The organism is Psychrobacter sp. (assembly GCF_035469765.1).
Lineage (GTDB): Bacteria > Pseudomonadota > Gammaproteobacteria > Pseudomonadales > Moraxellaceae > Psychrobacter.
This window is the reverse complement of the sequence record NZ_DATIRM010000053.1, coordinates 1-19,177: the sequence shown is the minus strand read 5'-3', so window position 1 is coordinate 19,177 and position 19,177 is coordinate 1. Positions and strand designations below refer to the sequence as shown.

At 43.2% G+C, this 19,177-nt stretch carries 32 protein-coding genes; all 32 read left to right on the top strand.

Annotated features, from left to right (window positions below):
• Positions 1-347: 347 nt before the first annotated feature.
• The 32 genes from mreC to rplQ all read left to right on the top strand — a co-directional run bounded on the left by mreC (position 348) and on the right by rplQ (position 19,121).
• Positions 348-1,208 carry a rod shape-determining protein MreC gene (mreC, locus tag VLN09_RS01475; protein WP_325243379.1) on the top strand — a complete coding sequence of 287 codons (861 nt, stop codon included), beginning with the start codon at positions 348-350 and terminating at the stop codon, positions 1,206-1,208.
• 125 nt (positions 1,209-1,333) lie between these two features.
• Positions 1,334-1,819 carry a rod shape-determining protein MreD gene (mreD, locus tag VLN09_RS01470; RefSeq protein ID WP_325243377.1) on the top strand — a complete coding sequence of 162 codons (486 nt, stop codon included), beginning with the start codon at positions 1,334-1,336 and terminating at the stop codon, positions 1,817-1,819.
• Between the two features lie 135 nt (positions 1,820-1,954).
• Positions 1,955-2,665: a Maf family protein gene (locus VLN09_RS01465; RefSeq protein WP_325243375.1), complete on the top strand. Its 711-nt coding sequence runs from the start codon at positions 1,955-1,957 to the stop codon at positions 2,663-2,665.
• A gap of 258 nt (positions 2,666-2,923) precedes the next feature.
• Entirely contained in the window at positions 2,924-4,513 is a 1,590-nt protein-coding gene (locus VLN09_RS01460; RefSeq protein ID WP_325243373.1) for an Rne/Rng family ribonuclease, read from the top strand.
• A 488-nt stretch (positions 4,514-5,001) separates the two neighbouring features.
• Positions 5,002-5,313, top strand: coding sequence for a 30S ribosomal protein S10 (rpsJ, locus tag VLN09_RS01455; RefSeq protein ID WP_010196670.1), 312 nt, complete (start codon positions 5,002-5,004; stop codon positions 5,311-5,313).
• A 48-nt stretch (positions 5,314-5,361) separates the two neighbouring features.
• On the top strand, positions 5,362-6,000 hold the full coding sequence (rplC, locus tag VLN09_RS01450; protein ID WP_325243371.1) for a 50S ribosomal protein L3: 639 nt from the start codon (positions 5,362-5,364) through the stop codon (positions 5,998-6,000).
• A 14-nt stretch (positions 6,001-6,014) separates the two neighbouring features.
• Complete coding sequence (gene rplD, locus VLN09_RS01445) at positions 6,015-6,617, top strand: 50S ribosomal protein L4 (RefSeq protein WP_011279788.1); 603 nt, start codon at positions 6,015-6,017, stop codon at positions 6,615-6,617.
• On the top strand, positions 6,614-6,964 hold the full coding sequence (rplW, locus tag VLN09_RS01440; protein WP_011279789.1) for a 50S ribosomal protein L23: 351 nt from the start codon (positions 6,614-6,616) through the stop codon (positions 6,962-6,964). The genes rplD and rplW overlap by 4 nt, the downstream gene beginning before the upstream one ends.
• An 11-nt stretch (positions 6,965-6,975) precedes the next feature.
• Positions 6,976-7,803, top strand: a complete 828-nt coding sequence (rplB, locus tag VLN09_RS01435; RefSeq protein ID WP_011279790.1) for a 50S ribosomal protein L2 — start codon at positions 6,976-6,978, stop codon at positions 7,801-7,803.
• 12 nt (positions 7,804-7,815) lie between these two features.
• Positions 7,816-8,091 (top strand): 30S ribosomal protein S19, encoded by a 276-nt coding sequence (gene rpsS / locus VLN09_RS01430; protein WP_011279791.1) that lies wholly within the window; start codon positions 7,816-7,818, stop codon positions 8,089-8,091.
• 10 nt (positions 8,092-8,101) lie between these two features.
• Complete coding sequence (gene rplV / locus VLN09_RS01425; protein WP_010196689.1) at positions 8,102-8,431, top strand: 50S ribosomal protein L22; 330 nt, start codon at positions 8,102-8,104, stop codon at positions 8,429-8,431.
• A gap of 3 nt (positions 8,432-8,434) precedes the next feature.
• Positions 8,435-9,163, top strand: a complete 729-nt coding sequence (rpsC, locus tag VLN09_RS01420; protein ID WP_325243367.1) for a 30S ribosomal protein S3 — start codon at positions 8,435-8,437, stop codon at positions 9,161-9,163.
• 3 nt (positions 9,164-9,166) lie between these two features.
• Positions 9,167-9,580: a 50S ribosomal protein L16 gene (rplP, locus tag VLN09_RS01415; protein ID WP_011512855.1), complete on the top strand. Its 414-nt coding sequence runs from the start codon at positions 9,167-9,169 to the stop codon at positions 9,578-9,580.
• Positions 9,580-9,777: a 50S ribosomal protein L29 gene (gene rpmC, locus VLN09_RS01410; protein ID WP_011279794.1), complete on the top strand. Its 198-nt coding sequence runs from the start codon at positions 9,580-9,582 to the stop codon at positions 9,775-9,777. The genes rplP and rpmC overlap by 1 nt, the downstream gene beginning before the upstream one ends.
• Entirely contained in the window at positions 9,774-10,049 is a 276-nt protein-coding gene (gene rpsQ, locus VLN09_RS01405) for a 30S ribosomal protein S17 (RefSeq protein ID WP_011512856.1), read from the top strand. The genes rpmC and rpsQ overlap by 4 nt, the downstream gene beginning before the upstream one ends.
• A gap of 182 nt (positions 10,050-10,231) precedes the next feature.
• A complete protein-coding gene (rplN, locus tag VLN09_RS01400; protein ID WP_010196702.1) occupies positions 10,232-10,600 on the top strand; it encodes a 50S ribosomal protein L14 in 369 nt (122 codons plus the stop codon).
• Positions 10,601-10,608: 8 nt separating this feature from the next.
• Entirely contained in the window at positions 10,609-10,926 is a 318-nt protein-coding gene (gene rplX, locus VLN09_RS01395; RefSeq protein WP_011512857.1) for a 50S ribosomal protein L24, read from the top strand.
• Positions 10,927-10,947: 21 nt separating this feature from the next.
• On the top strand, positions 10,948-11,484 hold the full coding sequence (gene rplE, locus VLN09_RS01390; protein WP_011279797.1) for a 50S ribosomal protein L5: 537 nt from the start codon (positions 10,948-10,950) through the stop codon (positions 11,482-11,484).
• A 12-nt stretch (positions 11,485-11,496) separates the two neighbouring features.
• On the top strand, positions 11,497-11,802 hold the full coding sequence (gene rpsN, locus VLN09_RS01385; RefSeq protein WP_325243363.1) for a 30S ribosomal protein S14: 306 nt from the start codon (positions 11,497-11,499) through the stop codon (positions 11,800-11,802).
• A gap of 11 nt (positions 11,803-11,813) precedes the next feature.
• A complete protein-coding gene (gene rpsH / locus VLN09_RS01380) occupies positions 11,814-12,212 on the top strand; it encodes a 30S ribosomal protein S8 (protein ID WP_325243361.1) in 399 nt (132 codons plus the stop codon).
• A 174-nt stretch (positions 12,213-12,386) separates the two neighbouring features.
• Positions 12,387-12,920 (top strand): 50S ribosomal protein L6, encoded by a 534-nt coding sequence (rplF, locus tag VLN09_RS01375; protein ID WP_325243359.1) that lies wholly within the window; start codon positions 12,387-12,389, stop codon positions 12,918-12,920.
• Positions 12,921-12,931: 11 nt separating this feature from the next.
• Entirely contained in the window at positions 12,932-13,282 is a 351-nt protein-coding gene (gene rplR / locus VLN09_RS01370; protein WP_011279801.1) for a 50S ribosomal protein L18, read from the top strand.
• Positions 13,283-13,284: 2 nt separating this feature from the next.
• On the top strand, positions 13,285-13,800 hold the full coding sequence (rpsE, locus tag VLN09_RS01365) for a 30S ribosomal protein S5 (protein ID WP_057758716.1): 516 nt from the start codon (positions 13,285-13,287) through the stop codon (positions 13,798-13,800).
• Positions 13,801-13,820: 20 nt separating this feature from the next.
• Complete coding sequence (gene rpmD / locus VLN09_RS01360) at positions 13,821-14,000, top strand: 50S ribosomal protein L30 (RefSeq protein ID WP_011512861.1); 180 nt, start codon at positions 13,821-13,823, stop codon at positions 13,998-14,000.
• Positions 14,000-14,440 (top strand): 50S ribosomal protein L15, encoded by a 441-nt coding sequence (gene rplO / locus VLN09_RS01355; protein WP_011512862.1) that lies wholly within the window; start codon positions 14,000-14,002, stop codon positions 14,438-14,440. The genes rpmD and rplO overlap by 1 nt, the downstream gene beginning before the upstream one ends.
• Before the next feature lie 19 nt (positions 14,441-14,459).
• Entirely contained in the window at positions 14,460-15,791 is a 1,332-nt protein-coding gene (secY, locus tag VLN09_RS01350) for a preprotein translocase subunit SecY (RefSeq protein WP_325243381.1), read from the top strand.
• Between the two features lie 31 nt (positions 15,792-15,822).
• Positions 15,823-15,939: a 50S ribosomal protein L36 gene (gene rpmJ, locus VLN09_RS01345; RefSeq protein ID WP_011279805.1), complete on the top strand. Its 117-nt coding sequence runs from the start codon at positions 15,823-15,825 to the stop codon at positions 15,937-15,939.
• Between the two features lie 257 nt (positions 15,940-16,196).
• Positions 16,197-16,553, top strand: coding sequence for a 30S ribosomal protein S13 (rpsM, locus tag VLN09_RS01340; RefSeq protein ID WP_325243354.1), 357 nt, complete (start codon positions 16,197-16,199; stop codon positions 16,551-16,553).
• Between the two features lie 20 nt (positions 16,554-16,573).
• Complete coding sequence (gene rpsK, locus VLN09_RS01335; protein ID WP_010196728.1) at positions 16,574-16,963, top strand: 30S ribosomal protein S11; 390 nt, start codon at positions 16,574-16,576, stop codon at positions 16,961-16,963.
• A gap of 48 nt (positions 16,964-17,011) precedes the next feature.
• The gene (gene rpsD, locus VLN09_RS01330; RefSeq protein ID WP_011512865.1) at positions 17,012-17,653 is read left to right on the top strand and encodes a 30S ribosomal protein S4; all 642 of its coding nucleotides are present in this window, start codon (positions 17,012-17,014) and stop codon (positions 17,651-17,653) included.
• An 81-nt stretch (positions 17,654-17,734) separates the two neighbouring features.
• Entirely contained in the window at positions 17,735-18,742 is a 1,008-nt protein-coding gene (locus VLN09_RS01325) for a DNA-directed RNA polymerase subunit alpha (protein WP_011279808.1), read from the top strand.
• A 19-nt stretch (positions 18,743-18,761) separates the two neighbouring features.
• A complete protein-coding gene (rplQ, locus tag VLN09_RS01320) occupies positions 18,762-19,121 on the top strand; it encodes a 50S ribosomal protein L17 (RefSeq protein WP_011279809.1) in 360 nt (119 codons plus the stop codon).
• Positions 19,122-19,177 lie beyond the last annotated feature (56 nt).

The following is a 19,177-nucleotide window of genomic DNA, read 5'->3' as shown; positions in this document are numbered from 1 at the left end:
CAATAACAAAAGCCTCAATATGATTTTTGTATAAATCATTTTTTATCAAGCATTGTCATATTGGCAATATCAGATAAGGCTGAAGTTAACGATAAATAGGTATGAGAAAGGATAGATGAATAACATTAAAGGTAGCCAATAAGGTTACCTTTAATGTTATCAACTAAGACTACCATGGCTAGCTTTTAAGAGCGTTAAAAAATCAGCTGTATTAGCAAGATGGATATACCAAAGTAAATCTATCTTGCTAATACAGCTCCGTAAAATCTGTCGATATGGTCACCTTGCATATAGTGCTATTCAGTGCTGGCTAATGCTCACATTAAAACCTCTACATTAGACGAACTATGATTCCAAGTATTTTTGCTCGCCAGCCACTGGCGCTTCGTATGACTGCTATTTTATTGATAGTGGCATTGATACTGATATGGTTCGATAGCAAAAATCCAGAATGGTTCAAGCCTGTCCGCTCAACAAGCCATGCTGCGATGCAGCCGATTTATGAGCTGTCACTATTACCGAGTTATGCTAAACACTGGTCAAGCGGCAGTCTGCAATCAAAAGAAGCGCTACGTCGTGAAAATGTGCAGCTCAAATCGCAACTGATTCACGCCCAAGCCAAGTTACAACAGCAAGATTATATCTTGGCGCAAAATGCTCGTCTGCAAGGCATTCTATCAACGACACGCCCTGAGCAATTTGATTTAAATTTAGCACAGGTGATTGGTACCGACACCAACTTACTGCGTCAAATTGTAGTTTTGAATAAAGGGGCGCAAGATGGGGTGCAAGTTGGGCAAACGGTCATTGATGAAGACGGTATTTTAGGACAGATTATTAATGTCTATCCTAATACCAGCCGTTTATTGCTGATTACTGATGAGCAGCAGTCGGTTGCCGTTACTGTCAAGCGTACCGGTCAGCGTGCTATTGTTACCGGTCAGGGCATACCGACCTCATTGAGCCTTGATTATGTCTTTAAAACCTCAGACGTGCGCGTCGGTGATGAGTTAGTATCGTCAGGATTGGGAGGGCGTATCCCTGCAGGTTATCGTGTTGGTCGTATCGCCCATATTGAAGATACGCAAGCGGATAATTTTAGAAATATTGATGTCACGCCAGCGGCAAACTTTGTTGACAATGCTTATGTACTGATACTGCAAGATAAGTTGGCCAATAAGAACAATACTGGCATCCCTGAGCCTTGATAGTGATGGTCTAATCTTTGGTTGCTATCTAATCTAAGTGAGCTTTTTAATCCTCATTTTTTATTCCGCGCAATGCTGTATTCATCATTCTATAGCTGCTAACACCTCGCTAAAGGTAAGTATTCATGGCATATCCTAATTCTGATCATGCAAATGGGCTGCTGCATGCCGTGATTGTACTGAGCTTTATTATTGCTTCATCACTTAGTGTCTATCCATTAAGTCCTAGTATGGCAACACTGCGCCCTATGATCATGATCATGGTGCTGATTTTTTGGTTATTGTTTCAGCCGCGCTATGTGGGCATTTTTAGCGCCTTTACCGTTGGTATTATTGCCGATTTATTGATGGATACCCATTTAGGGCAACAAGCATTTTCTGCTGTCATGGTGGCACTGATGATAAAAGTAATAAGTATTTATATCAGGGAGTTGAATGCTATCAGTGCTTGGCTCATCGCAAGTTTGGCGCTATTTGTTTTTCAGACCAGTCTGTGGCTGCTACAGATGTTTGTGCAAGATGTCTTTGTCGCCCAATCTGTTTATTCTTTATTGATGAGTATCATTAGCTGGCCATTAGTGCTATTGGCGCTACGAAAATTTGTACGTTAATGAGGGCAGTTGCTGCAACAATAATTGTCAGCATTACTTGAATCAGTATCAACTAAGTACTGCAACGCTCGAAAATTTTTAATCTCATTTCTCAAAACTATACGCCATATATTTCTATATCATAAGAGGATAGCCATGGATATCATCTTAGCATCTGGTTCGCCGCGTCGTCGTGAATTGCTAAGCCGCGCGCAACTTACCTTTACTGTCATCAGCGTCGATATCGACGAAACGCCCTATCAAGATGAGTCTCCTAAAGACTATATTGTCCGTATGGTCGCTGCCAAAGCAGAGGCAGCAACCACGCAGCTGAATAAACAGTTAAAGAATAATGAAGATCATTCATCTTACTTATATCAGTCACTCCTATCTCAGCCCATTATTTTATTGACCTCTGATACCATTGGCGTATTACCAGATGGTAAAACAGTTTTAGTCAAACCAAACAATCGCGAAGATGCTTATCATATGTGGCAGCAGATGTCTGATAGTACCCATGAAGTATGGACGGCGGTACAGGCAACCCAGCTTTCAATACTCTCTACGCATTGCAAACACGCTCATCAGTCTGATTATGATTCTGATAATGAACAAGTATTACAAGTCGTCAATCAACAACAAATCATTGAGCGCACAGAGGTAACTTTTATAGCGCTTACAGCAGAGATGATGAGTGAATATTGGGACAGCGGCGAGCCTGCAGATAAAGCAGGTGGCTATGGTATTCAAGGGTTGGGCGCTGCATGGGTCAGCCGTATCAATGGCAGCTACACCAACGTGGTGGGCTTGCCACTTGCACAAACGCTGGCATTGATTAAAGATATGAGCAATGATGCTTGTGATTAGTCTTCTAACAACTGTCTTAGTTCCTAACGTTTGCATTACTAATGATAAGAAGCTTAACTGCTTAAAAAGCTTAGATATGGCTAAAGGCTAGAGTAGAAGCTTATAACTCAGCTCTGCTTAGTATTTAGTTTAGTATTAATTCCACTGCACATAATGACACGCTTGTACCATGGGCAAAAGCGAATAGCATTTGTTACACTGTAAGGCTACCAAACTATGAATGCTTCACCAGAAAGCTGAGTGATAAGAGAAAACACTATGTCCGAAGAGCTGCTAATTAATATTAGTCCCATGGAATCCCGTGTCGCCGTGCTAGATAACGGTATCTTGGGCGAGATTTATATTGAGCGTCACCATAAATTGGGTTTGGTTGGTAACATCTACTTAGGCACAGTGGTACGTGTTCTCCCTGGTATGCAAGCAGCCTTTGTGGATATTGGTCAATCACGTACCGCATTCTTACACGTCAATGACATGCAGCGCGAACCGCGTCCAGCTGCCAAGAGCAGTAAAGTCGAAAAGACTGATGATGAACGCACCATTATAGAGGCGACGGCTAATGATTTAGCCATCACACCGCCTGTAGTAATAAGTACGCAGAACACAGAAGTTGTACCAGTTTCGAAAACCCTTATCCAGCATCGTCTACATGAAAGCCAACGTATTTTGGTACAAGTCACCAAAGATCAACTGGGCAGTAAAGGCGCGCGCTTGACTACTAATATATCGCTGCCATCACGCTACTTGGTTTACTTGCCATCGAGTGAGCATATCGGTATCTCACAACGTATTGATGGCGAAGAGGAGCGTACACGCCTCAAGACCGAACTTGCTAGCCTGATGCAAACCGTCAATCTCAAAGGCGGTCTCATTGCGCGTACGGCAGCTGAGCGTGTGCCGGTTGATAAGCTTGAAGAAGATATTTACTACTTATTGCAATTATGGCGGACGATTTGTGCTCGTCGCCAAGAAATGAAATCTAATCAGAGCTCCGAGCTTATTTATCAAGAGTTATCGCTACCACTACGCTCTATCCGCGATTTGGTACATGCCGATACCGAAAAAGTGATTATCGATAATGCGCAGATTTATGAGCAAGTGAGATGCTTTGCCAAAGAATTTGTGCCTTTCGTCTATGATCGCATTGTGCATTACACTGCTGAGCAATCATTATTCGATGTTCACCGTGTTGAAGATGATTTACGTGACGCCCTAAAACGACGCGTTGATTTAAAGTCTGGTGGCTATCTGATTATTGACCAAACTGAAGCAATGACCACCATTGACGTCAACACCGGCTCATTTGTTGGTGGACGCTCATTAGAAGATACCGTCTACAAAACCAATCTAGAAGCCACCCACGCGATAGCCCGTCAGCTGCGCTTGCGTAATCTGGGTGGTATTATTATCCTAGATTTTATTGACATGCTTGAGCAGCAGCATAAAGATGATATCTTAGAGAGCTTGCAGTCACAACTGGTACAAGATTATGCGAAAACCAAAATTACTCAAGTGAGCGAGCTTGGTTTGGTTGAGATGACCCGTAAGCGTACCCGTGAATCGCTCGGACAACAGCTATGTGAGCCTTGCTCGACCTGTCAAGGTCGTGGCTTCGTCAAAACGGCTGAAACCGTCTGTTTTGAGATATTCCGCGAAATTATGCGCTGTGCTCGAACTTATAACTCACCCAAAAAGTTTACCGTGGTCGCCCATGCGGCAGTCATTGATTTATTGCTGACCTCAGAGTCTGATACCGTAGCAGATTTAGAGTATTTGCTTGGTAGAGTGATTACCTTTGATGTTGAGAATTTATATACCCAAGAGCAATATGACATTGTATTGGACTAAAAATTAGCACTGAATTATTACACTGAGCATTATTATCAAATTATGAAAATTGAGTGCATTTAATTGAAAGGCTTAGCGTTGCTATTTCGTAAGCCTGTTTGCAATAAATGGAAAGAATTGGGTTTAAAAACCACTATTTATAGCAAGCAGTCTCTTTTATTGTTATACACAAGCCCCTTGCAATCGTCTGATAGTTATGTATAATATACACCACTGAATTATATATGCGCAGCCAATCAAACAGCTGGCGCTATGACAGCTAGAGCATCGTTTCTAGCACTATTTCATTATGCCTTTGCTGACATCCTATAATGGAAGGGTCGGCGGGGCTTTAAACTATTTTGCTTTTAGCACGCTATAAGTTCCAATAAAGAACTCATTCTGGTTAAGAACAGAAGGCAGCTTGAAGTGAATATTTAACCAAACGGCTTTTGCTCATATCCTTGCAAAGCAAGAATGACAAAAGCACATATTAGGAGCTTGCTGGCATGGCTAACCAGAGAATCCGTATCCGTCTTAAGTCTTTTGATCATCGTCTGATTGATCAATCTGCACAAGAGATCGTTGATACTGCAAAGCGCACCGGTGCGCAAGTTTGTGGTCCTGTACCGTTGCCGACTCGTATTGAGCGCTTCAACGTTCTAACTTCACCACACGTAAACAAAGACGCTCGTGATCAGTACGAAATCCGTACTCATAAGCGTATGGTTGACATCGTTCAACCTACCGACAAAACTGTGGATGCGCTAATGAAGCTTGACTTGGCGGCGGGTGTTGACGTTCAAATTGCTTTGGGTTAATGCACATAAACACCCAACCCATTAATATAAGATATAAAGAGGTCTAAAATGGCGATCGGTTTAGTCGGTAAAAAATGCGGCATGACCCGTGTCTTCACTGAAGCAGGCGCATCTATCCCTGTAACAGTAGTTGAGATCAGTGCAAACCGTATTACTCAAGTAAAAAATACTGATGTAGATGGCTATCAAGCCATTCAAGTTACCACAGGTACCCGTCGTGACAGCCGCGTAACAGCCGCACAAAAAGGTCACTTCGCTAAAGCTGGCGTTGCCGCTGGTCGTGGTGTTTGGGAATTTCGTGCTAATGACAGCGATCTTGAAGGTCGTGAGATTGGTGGTGAGATTCTAGCTGACTTGTTCGAACAAGGTCAGATGGTTGATGTCACAGGAAACAGTAAAGGTAAAGGTTTTCAAGGTCCTGTAAAACGTCATAACTTTAGCATGCAAGATGCTACTCATGGTAACTCAGTATCTCATCGTGCACATGGTTCAACTGGTCAAAACCAGTCACCAGGTAAAGTATTCAAAGGCAAAAAGATGGCGGGTCAGATGGGTAACAAGCGTGTTACTGTTCAAGGCCTAGAAGTGATTTCGGTTGATGCCGAAAAAGGGTTACTTGTCATCAAGGGTGCTATCCCAGGTGCCACCGGTGGCGATGTCATCGTACGTCCGTCAGTCAAAGCCTAAGCAAGGGGATTAACGTGGATTTAAAAACAGTTACAGGGGCGGCAGTTGAGCTTTCTGATACGGCTTTCGGTCGTGAATTCAACGAAGCACTAGTGCATCAAGTCGTCACCGCATATCTTGCTGGTGCTCGCCAAGGTACACGCGCTCAAAAAACCCGTGCCGAAGTTTCTGGTGGTGGCATTAAGCCATGGCGCCAAAAAGGTACTGGCCGTGCTCGTGCGGGTTCTATTCGTAGCCCAATCTGGCGTGGGGGCGGTCGTGCATTCGCGGCTAAGCCACAAGATTGGTCACAGAAAGTTAACCGTAAGATGTATCGCGGTGCTATGCAGTGCATCCTAGCCGAATTGATTCGCCAAGAGCGTCTGATTTTGGTTGAAGAGATAAGCGTTTCTGGTCCTAAGACCAAAGAGCTGATCGCAAAGTTAAATGAGCTTGGTGCACCTCGTGCATTGATCGTCACTAAAGAAGTTGACGAGAACTTATACTTAGCTGCTCGCAACATCCCACATGTCAATGTACTTGATACAAGTGAAGTGGATCCAGTGAGCTTGATTGCTTTTGACAAAGTAATCATGTCAGTTGAAGCTGCGAAACAATTTGAGGAAGCACTAGCATGAACAACGCAAGACTTTATCAGATCCTAAGAGGACCTGTATTCTCAGAGAAATCTCAAATGCTTGGCGACTCACTTGGTGTGCAGGTATTTAAAATTGACTCTAAGGCTACTAAGCTTGAAGTTAAGAAAGCAGTTGAGATGATGTTTGAAGGTGTTGAAGTTTTAAAAGTAAACACATTGAATGTTAAAGGTAAGACAAAGCGTTTTGGTAAAAGTATCGGCCGTCGTAACGACTATAAAAAAGCCTATGTTACCTTAAAAGCTGGTCAAGATGTACAAATGGCTGATGCTGGTGAAGAGGTCGCAAATACGACTGCTTCTACTAGTGAAACAGCGAATAACGAATAAGGATTACACTCATGCCTATCGTAAGAGCAAAGCCAACATCACCAGGCCGTCGTTTTGTTGAAAAAGTAGTGCATCCACACCTTTATAAAGGTCGTCCGTTTGCAGCGCTTCTAGAATCAAAAAGCAAGACCGGTGGTCGTAACAATAATGGTCGTATCACTACTCGTCACATCGGCGGTGGTCATAAGCAACATTATCGTATTATCGATTTTAAACGTACTAAAGACAATATCCCAGCAACGGTAGAGCGTATTGAATACGATCCTAACCGTACTGCTCATATTGCTTTGCTTAAGTACGCTGACGGCGAACGTCGTTATATTATCGCTGCTAAAAAGCAAGCAGTTGGCGATACTGTAATGTCAGGTGAATTATCACCAATTCGTCCAGGTAACTGTTTACCGCTGAAAAACATACCACTAGGTACTGTGATCCATAATATCGAACTTAAAATCGGTAAAGGCGCACAGATGGCTCGTGCTGCGGGTGCTAGCGTTCAGCTACTAGGTCGTGACGGTATTTACGCAATTCTTCGTTTGCGTTCTGGCGAAACTCGCCGCGTACACGTAAATTGCCGTGCTGTTATCGGTGAAGTTTCTAATACTGAAAACAACTTGAAATCACTTGGTAAAGCCGGTGCTTCACGTTGGAGAGGTATTCGTCCTTCTGTTCGTGGTGTCGCGATGAACCCGGTTGATCACCCACACGGTGGTGGTGAAGGTCGTAATAAAGGTCGCCATCCTACTAGCCCTTGGGGTCAGAAGTCTAAAGGACTTAAAACGCGTAACAATAAGCGTACTGACAGTATGATCATCCGCCGCCGCGCCAAGAAGAAATAAAGGAAGAATTTCATGCCTCGTTCATTGAAAAAAGGTCCATTCATAGACGCGCATTTATTTGCTAAAGTTGAAACTGCATTAGAAACCAACTCACGCAAACCAATTAAAACTTGGTCGCGCCGTTCAATGATTCTGCCACAAATGGTTGGCCTAACTTTATCTGTTCACAATGGCCGTACTCATGTACCGGTTATCGTGAGTGAACAGATGGTTGGTCATAAACTAGGTGAATTTGCCCCGACTCGTACATATCGTGGTCACGGCATTGACAAGAAAGCTAAGAGATAAGGTGCTTACCATGGAAGTAACTGCAAAATTACGCGGTGCCGCCATATCGGCACAAAAAGTTAGACTCGTTGCTGATGAAGTTCGTGGCAAATCTATTGAGCGTGCTTTGGATATCCTAACGTATAGCAATAAAAAAGGCGCGGTTTTTGTTAAGAAATGTCTTAACTCAGCCATCGCCAATGCTGAAAACAACAACGGTTTAGATATCGATACTCTTAAAGTATCAACCATCTACGTTGATGAAGGCATTACGCTAAAACGTATCCTACCACGTGCTAAAGGTCGCGCTGATCGTATCAGCAAGCGTACCTGTCACATCACTATAAAGGTAGGGGAATAAGTTATGGGACAAAAAGTACATCCAATCGGAATTCGTCTTGGTGTTGTAAAAAAGCATAACGCAAACTGGTATGCTAGCCCTAAACAATACTCAGAATACCTAATTAACGACATTCAGGTTCGTGAATATCTGCGCAAGAAACTAGATAGTGCTATGATTAGCAAGATCATGATTGAGCGTCCTACTGGTGCTGCTAAGATTACCATCGCCACTGCGCGTCCTGGTATCGTTATCGGTAAGAAAGGCGAAGATATTGAAAGACTTCAAAAAGAATTGACCAAAATTATGGGCGTACCTGCTCAGGTCAACATTGAAGAAATCACCTCGCCTGATCTTGATGCTCATTTGGTAGCGAAAGGTATCTCAAGCCAGCTTGAGCGTCGTGTTATGTTCCGCCGTGCAATGAAGCGTGCGGTACAGAACAGCATGCGTTCTGGTGCTAAAGGTATTAAAGTTGAGCTGTCTGGCCGTCTTGGCGGTGCTGAGATTGCTCGTACTGAATGGTACCGTGAAGGTCGTGTGCCATTGCATACACTACGTGCCGATATCGACTATTCGTCAGTACGTGCGGAAACCACTTACGGCACTATCGGTGTAAAAGTTTGGATCTTCCGTGGCGAAATCCTTGACGGTATGAACAGTGTATACAATCCCGTTAAAGAAGAGCAGGCTCGTGCGCCAAAACGCCGTGGCCGTGGAAACGGAAACCGTCGAAACACAGACAGAGGTTAAACTATGTTACAGCCAAAACGTACCAAGTTTCGTAAAATGCATAAAGGTCGTAACACTGGGCTAGCTCATCGTGGAAGCACCGTTGCATTCGGACAAATTGGTCTAAAGTCTTTGACTCGTGGTCGTATGACTGCCCGTCAAATTGAAGCAGCACGCCGTACCATCACTCGTAAAATTAAGCGTGGCGGTAAGATTTGGATTCGCGTTTTCCCAGACAAACCAATTACCAATAAACCATTAGAAGTACGTATGGGTAAAGGTAAAGGTCCTGTAGAATATTGGGTATGCGAAATCAAACCTGGTAAAATACTATATGAACTTGAAGGGATTTCAGAAGAGCTTGCTCGCGAAGCGTTAACGCTTGCTGCAGCTAAACTGCCCTTTAAAACTACCATTGTTAAGCGGACGATAATGTAATGAAGATCAGTGAATTACGTGATAAATCATTAGAAGAACTGACCCAGTTACTTGATGAAAAGCAACTTGATGCTTTCCGTATTCGTATGGCTAAAGCAACTGGTCAGTTGGGGAATACCCATGAAGTACGTGTCAATCGTCGTGCGATTGCTCAGCTTCAGACTTTGATTAACGAGAAACAACGAGGCGACTCATGAGCGATAACAATCAAGCAACGACCAATGCTAGTGTTCTGACAGGACGAGTTGTCAGTGACAAGATGGACAAGTCCATCACAGTTTTGATTGAGCGTCTGGTTCGTCATCCTTTATATGGCAAGCAGCTTCGTCGTTCTACTAAAATCAAAGCACATGATGAGAATAATGTTTGCCAACAAGGCGACCTTGTCCGCATCAAAGAAACGCGTCCAATCTCAAAAACCAAGTCTTGGACTTTGGTTGATGTGGTTGAAAAAGTAGAAAAAATCTAAGTAAATTGCATTAAAAGCCAGAAGCTGTTAAAATAGCTGCCTTTTTAAGGATACTGATTGCGCCGAGCGTATATCACTCACATTAAGAGTAGCAGCGGTTATTAATATTAAAATGCCGACTACTCATACTGTGCTAGCGGCAGCAACTGGTTTTTTATTGCTCATACGTGTGGAGTAACGCTATGATTCAGGTTGAATCTATGCTGGAAGTTGCAGATAATAGCGGTGCAAGACGAGTTCAGTGCATTAAAGTACTGGGTGGCTCTCATCGTCGTTATGCATCAGTTGGCGACATTATTAAAGTAACGGTTAAAGAAGCCATTCCTCGCGGTCGTGTTAAAAAAGGCGACGTGATGAATGCGGTAGTTGTACGTACCAAAAAAGGCGTTCGTCGTCCTGATGGTTCGGTATTACGTTTTGACGACAATGCTGCGGTATTGTTGAACCAAAATAAAGCGCCGATTGCAACTCGTATTTTTGGACCGGTAACTCGTGAACTACGTGGTGATCAGTTTATGAAAATTGTATCACTAGCACCAGAAGTATTGTGAGGTAATCCATGTCAAAATTACGTAAAGGCGATACAGTTATCGTGATTGCTGGGAAAGACAAAGGCAAGCAAGGTACTGTACAAGCTGTAAAAAACGATCGTATTAAAGTTGAAGGCATTAACATTGTCACTAAACATCAGAAGCCAAATCAGGCAACTGGCGTTGAAGGCGGCATTCTTAAGCAAGAAGCTTTTCTGCATATCTCAAATGTCGCAATCTTAAATGCGCAAACCCAAAAAGCTGATCGTATTACTTATCAGTTCGGCGAAGATGGCAAGAAACAACGCCTATATCGTTCGAACGGTGAAGTAGTGGCGACTGCGTAAGACACTAAGGGTGTAATGGTAATGGCAAGATTAAAATCTTTATATAACGAAGAATTAAAACAGCAAATCAAAGAAGAGCTTGGTTTGGCGAATGTGATGCAAGTGCCTAAAATCACTAAAATCACACTAAATATGGGTGTAGGCGGCGCTTCTCAAGACAAGAAATTGCTTGAAGGTGCAGTAGCTGATATGACCGCTATCGCTGGTCAAAAACCTGTAGTCACCAAAGCGCGTAAATCAGTTGCTGGCTTTAAAATTCGTGAAGAATGGCCAATTGGCTGTAAAGTAACGCTACGCGGTGAGCAAATGTACGAATTTTTAGATCGTCTCGTTGCCATTGCAATTCCTCGTATTCGTGATTTCCGTGGTTTTTCTCCTAAAGCCTTTGACGGACGTGGTAACTACTCATTGGGTATCAAAGAACAAATCGTATTCCCAGAAGTAGACTTTGATAAGATTGATCGTATCCGTGGTATGGATGTCACAATCACCACGTCAGCTCAATCTGATGAAGAAGGTCGTGCGTTGCTTAAAGCTTTCGGCTTCCCATTTAAATAAGGTAAAGACGTTATGGCAAAGAAGAGCATGATTAACCGCGAATTAAAGCGCGAAAAAATGGTTGCTAAGTACGCTGATAAGCGTGTCAAGCTAAAAGAAACTATCAGTGATATGACTGCAAGTGACGAAACTCGTATGGAAGCGATGCTAGAGCTACAAGCTTTACCACGTAACTCATCACCAGTACGTCTGCGCAATCGTTGTGCTATCACGGGTCGTCCTCACGGTTACTTCCGCAAGTTTGGCTTATCACGCAATATGCTGCGTGAGCGTGTCATGCAAGGCGATGTGCCTGGTGTTCGTAAAGCAAGCTGGTAAGGGGTAACTATATGAGTATGCAAGATACCGTTGGGGATATGCTAACCCGTATTCGTAACGCACAAATGGCTAATAAAGTATCGGTAGCAATGCCGAGCTCTAAGCTACGCAAATCAATCGCTGATTTGTTGGTTAACGAAGGTTATGTTGCTAGCGCTGTTGTTACTGAAGAAAACAACAATAAAGCAACTTTGACCATTGTATTAAAATACTTCGAAGGCAAAGCTGTCATCGAAACGATTCAACGTTTTAGCCGTCCTGGTTTACGCCAGCATCGCGGTAAAGACGCTATCCCTACTGTTAAGCAAGGTATGGGTGTTGCTATTGTATCAACTAGCCAAGGCATCATGACTGATCGTGCTGCACGCGCTGCTGGTATCGGTGGTGAAGTCGTCGCATTTGTAGCGTAAGCTGCACGACGATAAAGTCTATTTGACGCTGTTGGGCTTCTATCAATATGATAATGATGAATTATTTAACATTGGTAGGTGTCTAACGTGGTCAACTATGCTAAACTAACACGCTTTTTAGCCTGTTAGTTTTTTCGCTAATATAAAGAAGTTAATTTTCTAAGGAATATTCCTATGTCTCGTGTGGCTAAAGCCCCAGTGACGCTGCCAAACGGCGTAAGCGTTACTTTGAACGATCGGCAGGTCGAAGTTAAAGGCAAGAATGGCAATCTGTCTTTACGCCTGCATGAATTGGTCGAGCTGAAACAGGAAGATGATGCGATCATTTTCTCACCTACAGTCGATTCAAAAGAAGCAATGATGCATACTGGCACCATGCGCTCTTTACTAAACAACTTAGTAATTGGCGTTAACGAAGGCTTTGAAAAACGTCTTCAGTTAATCGGTGTTGGTTATCGTGCACAAGCTACTGGTAATAAAGTAACGCTAAACGTTGGTTACTCACACCCAGTAGAATATACGTTACCTGAAGGTGTATCAGCTGAAACCCCAACGCAAACTGAAATCGTTTTAAAATCAAACGATAAGCAGCAGCTTGGTCAAGCAGCGTCTAATATCCGTGGTTTCCGCCCACCTGAGCCTTATAAAGGTAAAGGTATTCGTTATAGTGACGAGCATGTGATTCGCAAAGAAGCCAAGAAAAAATAAGGTGAGTTGAAATGTTTGATAAAAAAGCAGCTCGTCTACGTCGAGCTAAGAAAACCCGCGCACATATCCGCTTTTTAGGCGTTCATCGTCTAACGGTTAATCGTACGCCAAGACACATCTATGCCCAGATTATCTCTCCGAACGGTGGTGAAGTGATTGCTCAGGCATCTACCTTAGACAGCAGCTTACGTTCAGGCGCGACTGGTAACGCTGATGCAGCGACGTCTGTAGGCCAAATGATCGCAGAACGCGCAAAAGCAGCTGGCATCACTAAAGTTGCATTTGACCGTAGTGGTTTCAAATATCATGGTCGAGTAAAAGCTTTAGCTGAAGCTGCTCGCGAAAACGGATTGGAGTTTTAATCATGGCTAGAAATGATAAAAATGATAAAAATGAACAGACTGACGGTCTAGTAGAACGCTTAGTTACCGTTGATCGCGTTGCAAAAGTTGTTAAAGGTGGTCGTATTTTCTCTTTCACTGCGTTGACCGTAGTGGGTGATGGCAATGGTCGTGTTGGTTTTGGTCGCGGTAAAGCACGTGAAGTGCCAGCTGCTATTCAAAAAGCACTAGAAGCTGCCAAACGTAATATGATTACTGTTGAGCTAAATGATGCAACTTTGCATCATCCGATCAAAGCACGTCATGGTGCTAGTAAAGTTTATATGCAACCTGCATCTGAAGGTACTGGCGTAATCGCTGGTGGCGCAATGCGTGCTGTATTAGAAGTTGCTGGTGTCAAAGATGTTTTGACTAAATGTTATGGTTCTACCAACACTGCTAACGTTGTTCGTGCAACGTTTAACGGTTTACGTGATATGTCAACTCCAGAAAAGATGGCAGCAAAACGTGGTAAATCTGTAGACGAAATCTTGGGTTAACTTAGACTAGGTGAGTTACGATGAAAAAAATGAAAGTCACTCAATTCAAATCGGGTGCCCATCGCCTCAAGAGCCACAAAGCATGCTTGAAAGGATTGGGTTTACGCCGTATTAATCATTCTGTTGTAGTAGAAGATACTCCTTCAACTCGTGGTATGGTCAATCGCGTTAACTACTTGGTAAAAGTGGAGGAAGCGTAATGGGTCTTAGATTAAATGAATTATCACCAGGTGTTGGCGCAAAGAAAACTGCCCAACGTCGTGGTCGCGGTATCGGTTCAGGCCTCGGCAAAACCGGTGGTCGTGGTGTAAAAGGTCAGAAATCTCGTTCAGGTTCTAGCATTCGCTCAGGATTTGAAGGTGGTCAAATGCCTTTATATCGCCGTCTACCAAAATTTGGTTTTACCAGTAAAATGGCAATGACGACTGCTGAAGTTCGTCTGTCTGAATTGAGCCAAATCGAAGGCGATGTCGTTAGCATTGAAACTTTAAAAGCTGCTAACCTTATCCGTCGTGACATGAAGCGTGCGCGCGTTATGTTGTCGGGTGAAGTCACTAAAGCTTATACTTTTAAAGGTATTAAAGTGACTAAAGGCGCTAAGCAAGCAATCGAAGCTGCTGGTGGTAGCATCGAGGAGTAGTAACGTGTCAAAGCAATCAATGTCATCGACTGGTATACCGCTCAATCCATTTGCCTTTATACGTAAGTATGACGAGCTATGGACGCGTTTGTTATTCTTAATCGGCGCATTGATTGTTTATCGTTTTGGGTCGCATATTCCAGTACCGGGTATCAATCCGGTTAACTTGGCTGATCTGTTTTCGCGCAACGAAAATACCATTCTGAGCATGTTTAACATGTTTTCAGGTGGTGCGCTAGAGCGTATGTCCATCATGGCACTTGGTATTATGCCATATATTTCAGCATCGATTATTGTACAGATGATGTCTGCGGTATTGCCATCGCTAGAAGCCCTCAAAAAAGAGGGTGAGGCGGGACGACGTAAGCTAAACAAGTATACCCGTCAGGGGACGCTTGCATTGGCTCTAGTACAGTCATTAGGGATGTGTGCTGGTTTAATCAGTCAAAATCTTACTCTATCTTCTGGTCTAACTTTTTATATTCCAGCGGTTACCTCATTGGTAGCTGGTGCTATGTTCTTGATGTGGCTTGGTGAGCAGATTACAGAGCGTGGTGTAGGTAATGGTATCTCAATGCTCATTTTTGCGAGCATTGTGGCTGGTACGCCAGGTATGATTTCGCAGTCTATTGAACAGGTCAACCAAGGTCAAATGAACTTGATTGTCCTCTTTATCTTTGCACTGTTAGGTGTCGCGGTTACTGCGGGTATCGTTTATATTGAACGTGCCCAGCGCCGTGTTCCTGTCAACTATGCGCAAAAACAACAGCAGGGTCGCAAGATTTACGCTCAGCAGCAATCACATTTGCCGTTGAAACTAAATATGGCAGGGGTTATTCCTGCTATTTTTGCCAGCTCGTTATTGTTGTTTCCTGCAAGTTTAGGGCAGTGGGTTGGTCAATCGACTGATCCTACTCTGACACAAAAAATATTGCAAAATATGGCATTGGTGTTGTCCCCAGGACAGCCGCTATATCTGGTTCTGTTTGGCGCAATGATTATCTTTTTCTGTTACTTCTATACAGCATTGGTATTTAGTCCGCGTGAAGTAGCTGAAAACCTTAAACGTAGTGGTGCGTATATCCCAGGTATTCGCCCAGGACAACAAACTCAGCGTTACCTCGATCATGTATTAAACCGATTGACCTTTATTGGCGCGATGTATATGACGGTTATTTGTTTAATGCCAATGGTCGTTCAGTCATCATTTGGTGTGCCGTTTCAACTTGGTGGTACGTCGTTACTGATTATGGTGGTTGTGGTGATGGACTTCATCTCGCAAATCCAAGCGCATTTGATGACCCATCAATATCATGATCAGACGTTAATTCAATCGCCCACTCAACCTTAAATGAGCGGTACGATATTTCAAGGAGTATGCTATGAAAGTTCAAGCATCAGTTAAGAAGATTTGTGGTAGCTGTAAAGTTGTGCGCCGTAAAGGCCGTGTACATGTAATTTGTACCGCAGAACCTCGCCACAAGCAACGCCAAGGTTAATAATTTAAGCAAGTCAGTCTTAAGTGATTGGCTTGCTTATTAAATTAATACTTGAAAAATGACGGCGGATGCGATATCATCCGCCACTTGCCGTAGTTTATGCAAAATCTTTTATGAAACGATCAATGAATAGATTGGTTTACCAACTCGAAGCAGCGATAATAATTATAAAAGCTTTAGTATTGACAGCAACAAATCTGAAAAATAACACCTTATTTTAACGAATGAGGGTATTTTTCTTTAATGGAGAGAAATCAATGGCTCGTATTGCCGGCGTAAACATTCCGGATAATAAGCATGCTGTTATTTCACTAACTTACATCTTTGGTGTAGGTCGTACCACTGCTCAGAAAATCTTAGAAGCAGTTGGCATTGCCCCTAGTACTAAAGTCAGTCAGTTAGATGATACACAGTTAGATGCTATCCGTGCACAAATTGCAGAATACATGACTGAAGGTGATCTTCGTCGTGAAGTGTCAATGAATATCAAGCGCTTGGTTGATCTTGGTTGTTACCGTGGCATCCGCCATCGTCGTAACCTACCAGTTAGAGGTCAGAACACCAAGAACAACGCTCGTACTCGTAAGGGTCCGACACGCCCTCTCAAAAGATAATTAACTTAGGAAGCTAAAAGATGGCAAAAGACACTCGCAGTCGCAAAAAGGTGGCTCGTCGTTCAGTATCGGAGGGCATTGCCCATATCCATGCGTCTTTTAATAACACCATTGTTACGATTACCGATCGTCAAGGTAATGCATTGGCTTGGGCCACTTCAGGTGGACAAGGCTTCCGTGGTTCACGTAAATCTACACCATTTGCAGCTCAGGTTGCAGCTGAAGTCGCTGGTAAAGCGGCTCAAGAATATGGTGTTAAGAATATCGATGTTTTGGTCAAAGGACCAGGACCGGGTCGTGAGTCTGCGGTAAGAGCACTAGGTGCATTGGGTTATAAAGTCAACAGCATCTCTGATGTAACCCCAATCCCACACAATGGTTGCCGTGCGCCGAAAAAGCGCCGCGTCTAATATTAAAGACGAAGCTTTTTATAATAAAAGCTTATAGGAGACATAACAATGGCCCGTTATATTGGACCGAAACTCAAATTATCACGTCGTGAAGGCACTGACTTAGGTCTTAAGTCTGGTGTTAAACCATACGACGTAAAAACGAAAAAATCGGCTCGTCCACCTGGTCAACATGGTGTTAGCCGTAACAAAAGCTCAGAGTACTCTTTACAGTTACGTGAAAAACAAAAAGTTAAGCGTATCTATGGTGTATTAGAGCGTCAGTTTGCAAACTACTACAAAGAAGCTGCTCGTAAGCGTGGCGCTACTGGTGAAAACTTGTTAGCAATGCTTGAAAGCCGCCTTGATAACGTAGTATATCGTATGGGCTTTGGCTCTACGCGCGCTGAAGCACGTCAGTTAGTTAGCCATCGTACTGTTATGGTGAAAAAAGCTGGTCGTGATGAGTTTATTCGTGTGAATATTCCATCAATTCAGTTGCAAGATGGTGATGTCATCGCTATCCAAGAGAAGTCTCGCGAGCAATTACGTATTAAAAACGCAATTGAACTGGCTACCCAACGTGGTATTCCAGAATGGCTAGATGTTGATCACAGCAAACTACAGGGCACGTTCAAAAAAGCGCCTGATCGTATTGATCTACCTGCTGAAATCAACGAAAGCTTAATCGTTGAGCTATACTCTAAGTAAGTAACGTACTGCTCGATGCTGTTCACATGGCATTGAGCAATTAGCGTTAATTCAACCAGTTTAATAAATCGAGGTGACATCATGATGCTAAATGCAACTGAGTTTCTAACGCCGAACGCCATCAACGTGGATACGGTTAATGAAACGATTGCGAAAGTCACGCTCGAACCGTTAGAACGCGGCTTTGGGCATACCTTAGGTAATGCCTTACGTCGCATCTTATTATCTTCATTACCTGGCGCTGCAGTCATTGAAGCTGAGATTGATGGTGTTGACCATGAATACTCAACGCTTGAAGGGCTACAAGAAGACGTGCTTGATTTGCTTTTGAACTTAAAAGGCTTAGCAATCACCCTTCATGACCAAAATGAAGTATTTTTGACCTTGGATAAACAAGGTCCAGGCACTATTACTGCTGCAGACATCACGTTACCGCACAATGTAGACATCATCAATCCAGAATTGGTATTGGGTACATTGAGTGATCGTGGTCATCTAAAGATGCGTTTGCGTGTAGTGATGGGTCGTGGATATGAGCCAGCAAACCAGCGCCGTGAAGATGGTGATACTAAAGCAATTGGACGCTTGAAGCTTGATGCAAGTTTTAGTCCTGTGCTTCGTGTTGCTTATCAGGTTGAGAATGCACGTGTAGAACAACGTACTGATCTTGATCGTCTTATCATTGAGCTTGAAACTAATGGCACTATAGATCCAGAAGAAGCAATTCGTAAAGCAGCCACTATTTTACAACAACAGATTTCTATCTTTGTTGACCTAGAAGCTGAAGAAGCGCCTGAGCCTGTGAAAGAAAAAGAAGAGGTTGATCCAGTGCTATTACGCCCTGTGGACGATCTTGAACTAACGGTTCGCTCAGCCAACTGCTTAAAAGCTGAAAACATTTACTATATCGGTGATTTGGTACAGCGTTCAGAGACTGAACTTCTAAAAACCCCAAATCTTGGTAAGAAATCATTAACAGAAATCAAAGACGTACTAGCGTCTAAAGATTTGGAGCTTGGTATGCGCCTAGATAACTGGCCACCAGCTGATTTACGTGTTGATGATCGCTTTTCTTATCGTAGCCGTTAAACTTTAAGGATTTTTGACTATGCGCCATCGTAAGAGTGGAGTCAAGCTGGGTCGTACCGGCAGTCATCGTAAGGCAATGTTTCAGAACATGACCAACTCATTATTTGAGCATGAACTGATCAAAACAACTTTACCAAAAGCAAAAGAGTTACGTCGCGTTGCTGAGCCATTGATCACTATGGCTAAAGAAGACAGCGTTGCTAACCGTCGCTTGGCATTTAGCCGTATGCGTAGCAAAGCTATGGTAGGCAAATTATTTGGTACTCTTGGTCCTCGTTACCAAGCTCGCCCAGGTGGTTATTTGCGTATCGTAAAATGCGGTTACCGTGATGGTGACAATGCGCCTATGGCTTATGTAGAATTGGTTGATCGCGACTAATTTTATAATAACCAAAAGATGTATATAAAAAAGCTCCAATTCAATTGGAGCTTTTT

What these genes read in the sequence shown, in the direction of transcription:
- rpmD (WP_011512861.1), top strand. Translation starts at nt 13,821, where the DNA reads ATGAAAAAAATGAAAGTCACTCAATTCAAATCGGGTGCCCATCGCCTC.
- rplO (WP_011512862.1), top strand. Translation starts at nt 14,000, where the DNA reads ATGGGTCTTAGATTAAATGAATTATCACCAGGTGTTGGCGCAAAGAAA.
- rplF (WP_325243359.1), top strand. Translation starts at nt 12,387, where the DNA reads ATGTCTCGTGTGGCTAAAGCCCCAGTGACGCTGCCAAACGGCGTAAGC.
- rpmC (WP_011279794.1), top strand. Translation starts at nt 9,580, where the DNA reads ATGAAGATCAGTGAATTACGTGATAAATCATTAGAAGAACTGACCCAG.
- rplC (WP_325243371.1), top strand. Translation starts at nt 5,362, where the DNA reads ATGGCGATCGGTTTAGTCGGTAAAAAATGCGGCATGACCCGTGTCTTC.
- rpmJ (WP_011279805.1), top strand. Translation starts at nt 15,823, where the DNA reads ATGAAAGTTCAAGCATCAGTTAAGAAGATTTGTGGTAGCTGTAAAGTT.
- rpsS (WP_011279791.1), top strand. Translation starts at nt 7,816, where the DNA reads ATGCCTCGTTCATTGAAAAAAGGTCCATTCATAGACGCGCATTTATTT.
- rpsC (WP_325243367.1), top strand. Translation starts at nt 8,435, where the DNA reads ATGGGACAAAAAGTACATCCAATCGGAATTCGTCTTGGTGTTGTAAAA.
- rplX (WP_011512857.1), top strand. Translation starts at nt 10,609, where the DNA reads ATGTCAAAATTACGTAAAGGCGATACAGTTATCGTGATTGCTGGGAAA.
- VLN09_RS01325 (WP_011279808.1), top strand. Translation starts at nt 17,735, where the DNA reads ATGATGCTAAATGCAACTGAGTTTCTAACGCCGAACGCCATCAACGTG.
- mreD (WP_325243377.1), top strand. Translation starts at nt 1,334, where the DNA reads ATGGCATATCCTAATTCTGATCATGCAAATGGGCTGCTGCATGCCGTG.
- rplE (WP_011279797.1), top strand. Translation starts at nt 10,948, where the DNA reads ATGGCAAGATTAAAATCTTTATATAACGAAGAATTAAAACAGCAAATC.
- rplN (WP_010196702.1), top strand. Translation starts at nt 10,232, where the DNA reads ATGATTCAGGTTGAATCTATGCTGGAAGTTGCAGATAATAGCGGTGCA.
- VLN09_RS01460 (WP_325243373.1), top strand. Translation starts at nt 2,924, where the DNA reads ATGTCCGAAGAGCTGCTAATTAATATTAGTCCCATGGAATCCCGTGTC.
- rpsD (WP_011512865.1), top strand. Translation starts at nt 17,012, where the DNA reads ATGGCCCGTTATATTGGACCGAAACTCAAATTATCACGTCGTGAAGGC.
- rpsN (WP_325243363.1), top strand. Translation starts at nt 11,497, where the DNA reads ATGGCAAAGAAGAGCATGATTAACCGCGAATTAAAGCGCGAAAAAATG.
- rpsJ (WP_010196670.1), top strand. Translation starts at nt 5,002, where the DNA reads ATGGCTAACCAGAGAATCCGTATCCGTCTTAAGTCTTTTGATCATCGT.
- rplR (WP_011279801.1), top strand. Translation starts at nt 12,932, where the DNA reads ATGTTTGATAAAAAAGCAGCTCGTCTACGTCGAGCTAAGAAAACCCGC.
- rplV (WP_010196689.1), top strand. Translation starts at nt 8,102, where the DNA reads ATGGAAGTAACTGCAAAATTACGCGGTGCCGCCATATCGGCACAAAAA.
- rplB (WP_011279790.1), top strand. Translation starts at nt 6,976, where the DNA reads ATGCCTATCGTAAGAGCAAAGCCAACATCACCAGGCCGTCGTTTTGTT.
- rpsQ (WP_011512856.1), top strand. Translation starts at nt 9,774, where the DNA reads ATGAGCGATAACAATCAAGCAACGACCAATGCTAGTGTTCTGACAGGA.
- rplP (WP_011512855.1), top strand. Translation starts at nt 9,167, where the DNA reads ATGTTACAGCCAAAACGTACCAAGTTTCGTAAAATGCATAAAGGTCGT.
- rplW (WP_011279789.1), top strand. Translation starts at nt 6,614, where the DNA reads ATGAACAACGCAAGACTTTATCAGATCCTAAGAGGACCTGTATTCTCA.
- rpsK (WP_010196728.1), top strand. Translation starts at nt 16,574, where the DNA reads ATGGCAAAAGACACTCGCAGTCGCAAAAAGGTGGCTCGTCGTTCAGTA.
- rpsH (WP_325243361.1), top strand. Translation starts at nt 11,814, where the DNA reads ATGAGTATGCAAGATACCGTTGGGGATATGCTAACCCGTATTCGTAAC.
- VLN09_RS01465 (WP_325243375.1), top strand. Translation starts at nt 1,955, where the DNA reads ATGGATATCATCTTAGCATCTGGTTCGCCGCGTCGTCGTGAATTGCTA.
- secY (WP_325243381.1), top strand. Translation starts at nt 14,460, where the DNA reads ATGTCATCGACTGGTATACCGCTCAATCCATTTGCCTTTATACGTAAG.
- rpsE (WP_057758716.1), top strand. Translation starts at nt 13,285, where the DNA reads ATGGCTAGAAATGATAAAAATGATAAAAATGAACAGACTGACGGTCTA.
- mreC (WP_325243379.1), top strand. Translation starts at nt 348, where the DNA reads ATGATTCCAAGTATTTTTGCTCGCCAGCCACTGGCGCTTCGTATGACT.
- rpsM (WP_325243354.1), top strand. Translation starts at nt 16,197, where the DNA reads ATGGCTCGTATTGCCGGCGTAAACATTCCGGATAATAAGCATGCTGTT.
- rplQ (WP_011279809.1), top strand. Translation starts at nt 18,762, where the DNA reads ATGCGCCATCGTAAGAGTGGAGTCAAGCTGGGTCGTACCGGCAGTCAT.